The sequence below is a fragment of the Streptomyces sp. CB01881 genome, from assembly GCF_002953255.1.
Lineage (GTDB): Bacteria > Actinomycetota > Actinomycetes > Streptomycetales > Streptomycetaceae > Kitasatospora.
In genome coordinates this window covers 10,693,128-10,696,829 of sequence record NZ_CP026498.1, presented here as the reverse complement: position 1 = coordinate 10,696,829, position 3,702 = coordinate 10,693,128, and the positions used below count along the sequence as shown (strand labels likewise).

Annotated in this window: 4 protein-coding genes; 2 read left to right on the top strand and 2 right to left on the bottom strand. The window is 69.3% G+C overall.

Annotated features, from left to right (window positions below):
* Both C2142_RS36045 and C2142_RS36040 read right to left on the bottom strand, forming a co-directional pair.
* A partial coding sequence (locus C2142_RS36045; RefSeq protein WP_241003001.1) for an FAD-binding protein occupies positions 1-1,335 on the bottom strand: 1,335 nt, incomplete at its 3' end.
* Between the two features lie 276 nt (positions 1,336-1,611).
* Positions 1,612-1,944, bottom strand: a complete 333-nt coding sequence (locus C2142_RS36040; RefSeq protein ID WP_148647027.1) for a hypothetical protein — start codon at positions 1,942-1,944, stop codon at positions 1,612-1,614.
* A gap of 103 nt (positions 1,945-2,047) precedes the next feature.
* Here C2142_RS36040 and C2142_RS36035 point away from each other — a divergent pair, with 103 nt between their 5' ends.
* Both C2142_RS36035 and C2142_RS36030 read left to right on the top strand, forming a co-directional pair.
* Complete coding sequence (locus C2142_RS36035; RefSeq protein ID WP_162002644.1) at positions 2,048-2,788, top strand: TetR/AcrR family transcriptional regulator C-terminal domain-containing protein; 741 nt, start codon at positions 2,048-2,050, stop codon at positions 2,786-2,788.
* 56 nt (positions 2,789-2,844) lie between these two features.
* On the top strand, positions 2,845-3,357 hold the full coding sequence (locus C2142_RS36030; protein WP_241003000.1) for a hypothetical protein: 513 nt from the start codon (positions 2,845-2,847) through the stop codon (positions 3,355-3,357).
* Positions 3,358-3,702: the final 345 nt, after the last annotated feature.

The following is a 3,702-nucleotide window of genomic DNA, read 5'->3' as shown; positions in this document are numbered from 1 at the left end:
TGTCCTGTCCTGGGCGGGGTCGGTCCAGTACGTCTGGTACTGGAGCTTCATGATCGAGTCACGCTGCGGAATGGCGTCCTCGGTGGTCTTGCGCTCGTTGATCCGGCAACCGTAGGAGTCGATCTGCACCAGCGTCTGCGTGAGGTCGATGCCCGGCACGGTCTTCGTCAGCCACTCCCAGAAGCCGTCGACCTGCGCGGGGGTGAACGGCCTGCGATGGTAGGCCGACTTGTACTTGCCGCGCTGGTTGTCCCCCGACCCGTTGAGCGTCATGGTGGCCTGGAACCACGGCACCTGGCGGCTCTTGTCGGGATACGGCAGAAACAGCCCGCCGGCGCTGTGGGTCTGGACGGTCGCCTTGGTTTTCATTCCGGCCTCCATGGCGGCCAGGAATCTCTCCAGCGGCGCGGGGTCGTCCTCGTCCCACTGACTGAACAGGACCACGTTCCCGTTCGTCCAGTGGGTGAGTTTGAGGATGGCGAACAACCCCTGGTAGACCGATTCGCCCTTTCCGCTGTGCTCGGCGAAGAAGGCGGCGAAGTTGTTCACCAGCTGACGGAAGTCCGCGGGCTGCTTCAGCAGGTCGTCCCACGGCCAGGCGACGCTGCTCAGCCAGACCCTCGGCGGCGGCTTCGGGAGCTGGTGGTGGAAGTGGTAGCGCAACACCACGCCGAAGTTGCCCCCGCCACCACCGGTGTGAGCCCAGAAGAGGTCCCTCTCCGCCGAGCCGGTCGGGTCGTCCCGGTGCGCCCTGGTCACCTCCACCCTGCCGCCGCGAACGGTGACCACGTCGACCTGGACCAGGTGGTCGACGGTCAGCCCGTTCCGTCGGGACAGCAGCCCGTACCCGCCACCGCAGATGTGCCCGCCCGCGCCGACCGAGTAGCACGAGCCGGCCGGCAGCGTGACGCCGTACTTGCGGAACAGGGTGGTGTAGACGTCCCAGTTGGTGGCCCCGCCCTCCACGCAGTACGTGGACGCCCCGTACTTGTCCGTCGCCGCGCGGACGCCGCGCAGGGTGCTGAGGTCCAGGATGACGCCGTTGTCGTTGTCCACGAAGCCTTCGTAGCAGTGCCCGCCGCCCCGGATCGTCGGCCGCAGCCCCTTGTCGAGCACCGCCCTCAGGGCCGCCACCGCGTCGGCCTCGTTACCCACCAGCCGGATGTAGGCCGGCGTGCTGCTCCACCGTTGGTTGAACCCCTGGCTGAGCGTCTGGTACCGCGAGTCGTTCGGGAGCACCGACTGCCCCTCGGGCACCTCCGCGGGCTGAGCAGCCGCCGGCCCGGCGCCGGCCGCCAGGCCGAGTGAGACCGCGGACACTCCGGCGGCGCTCATCCCGGCAGTACCCAGGAATCCACGCCGGGAGAATTCTTGACGCATGACAGGGACCCACTTTCTCGGCTCTGAGAAGCTGGCAGGCGCACGCTAGCACGCACGTTTGCCCATGTGAATCCATATACGAATTAATGTGACTGTACGTCCTTTACCGGGAATCCCAGGAGCACCCGATTTCCACTCGGCCCAGCCGCATTGCCAGTGGGGCCGGCCAATGTCCCGTCGTCCCAGGCGGCCCACCTCCCCCTCCCCCTCCCACCCGACCCCACTCCCGCCCTACTCGGCGATCGGCTTGGAGAGGTCGTCCTCGGCCAGCACCTGGTAGACGGCGTTCAGGGAGGGCGGGCCGACCATGTCCTTGATCCGCTCGAAGCGGCGTTCCTCGACCGGGGCGAGCCGCTCCATCCACTCCTGGACGGACTCGGGCCCGTGGTCGCCCTCGATGATCGCGATGGTGACGATCTCCTGCGGGTTCTCCATGTTCGCGGCCGTGATGACGCGGGTCCGCGGATCCCCCGGGACGACCTCGTCCGGGATCCACCCCTTGCGGAACTCCCCATAGTCGACCCCGTCGTTGAGCTTGCGCACCATGACGCTGACCAGCTGCATGACGTCCCCCCGTAAGGTTTTCTTGCAGTGCAAGAACTCTGATGTCCGTTATTATTTTCTTGCATCGCAAGACATGTCAAGACAAGACGCGGAGGAACAGTCGATGGCGAGCGGACGCGGGCGCCCGAGGACCGGTCTGACCAGGGAGAAGATCATCGACGCGGCCCTCGCCTTCGTCGACGAGCACGGGCTCTCCACCCTCTCCACCCGCAAGCTCGGCGCGGCGCTCGGCGTCGAGGGCATGACGCTCTACTACTACGTGCCCAGCAAGGCGGCCCTGCTCGACGGCATGGTGGAGCGCCTGCTGACGCTGTCCGCCGGCGACCTCTTCACCGACCCCGCCGGGCGGCCGTGGACGGCGGTGGTCGGCGACTTCGCCGTCGCCCTGCGCCGGATCCTGCTCGACCACCCGGCGATGCTCACCGTCCTGGCCACCCGCCCGGTCGCCACCCCCGCCGCGCTTCACCTGCTGGAACGCGGCATCGACGCCCTGCGCGCCGACGGCGTGCCGCTCGCGGACGCGCTCGACGTCCTCAACACCGTGGTGTCGTACACCCTCGGCCACACCCTCGCGGAGGTCGGCGAAACCCCTCACCACGAGGGCACGGAGCCCGACCCCGACCAGTTCCGGTCGCTGGACCCGGCGGTCTTCCCCCAGTTGGCCCAGGCCTTCGCCACCGGCGCCGGCCTGGACTCCGAGCAGCGCTTCCACCGCACGCTCCGCATCCTGCTCGCCGGCTTCGCCACCGAGATCGAGGCAGGCTCCGCAGAGGCAGGTTCTACAGAGACGGGCACTGCAGAGGCGGGCTCCACCCCCGGCGGCGGCGCGCAGCCGCGAAACTGATCTCCCCCGCCGTACGGCCGCCTGACACCATGGAGCGCGTGATTCCTGGAACGGATTTGACGCGGGATGGGCTGGCCGAGCGCGGGTTCTGCGGGTTCGCGCCCTTCGGCGAGCCGGGCGAGCTGAGCGACAGTGAGGTACCGACGGAGGCCGGGATCCATGTCGTACTGCGCCCGACGGCGTCCCGCCCGGAGTTCCTGCCCGTGAGCACCGCAGGCCACTTCAGGGGGCGGGATCCGTCCGTGGCGGTCGAGGTGCTGAGGGCGGCCTGGGTCGAGGACGCCGGCATCCTGTATGTCGGCAAGGCGTCGGCGGGCCGAACCGGCCGACGCGGGCTCCGCAAACGGCTCGACGAGTACCGCCGCCACGGGGCCGGCCAGGCGGTCGGCCACTGGGGCGGGCGCTACATCTGGCAGTTGCGGGACTCGGCGGCCCTGCTCGTCGCCTGGCGGCCGACAGCCGAACAGGACCCGGGTGACGCCGAGGCGGGACTCATCGCCGAGTTCATGGAGGTCCACGGGGCTCGCCCGTTCGCCAACCGGAACCGGGGGCTGGTGCGGAAGGCCTGACGGTGATCCGCCGGCTTCCGGTGATCGCGGCGGAGTCCGGCAGGACCACGGGGACGGCGCGTTCGGCAACCGGCCGGTCTGACGGTGTGGGACATACCGCTGTTGACGCACTGGCGGCCCTGGTCTGTTCGGGCCCTCAGTCTGTGCATCTCACGGACTGGTACTGCACCGACGGAAACGGCCCGCTGTCCTCCCCAGGAACTTCAGGAAGGCCTCGCAACTGCCCGGCAACCCGTGCAGCAGTCATGGCGCGTCGCCGCCGCCCGCAGCCCCGGCCAGGAAGCCTCGGACCCTGATCCCCCGGACCGGGAGGCGGGCCTCGGCGACGGAAACCTGGGACACGGG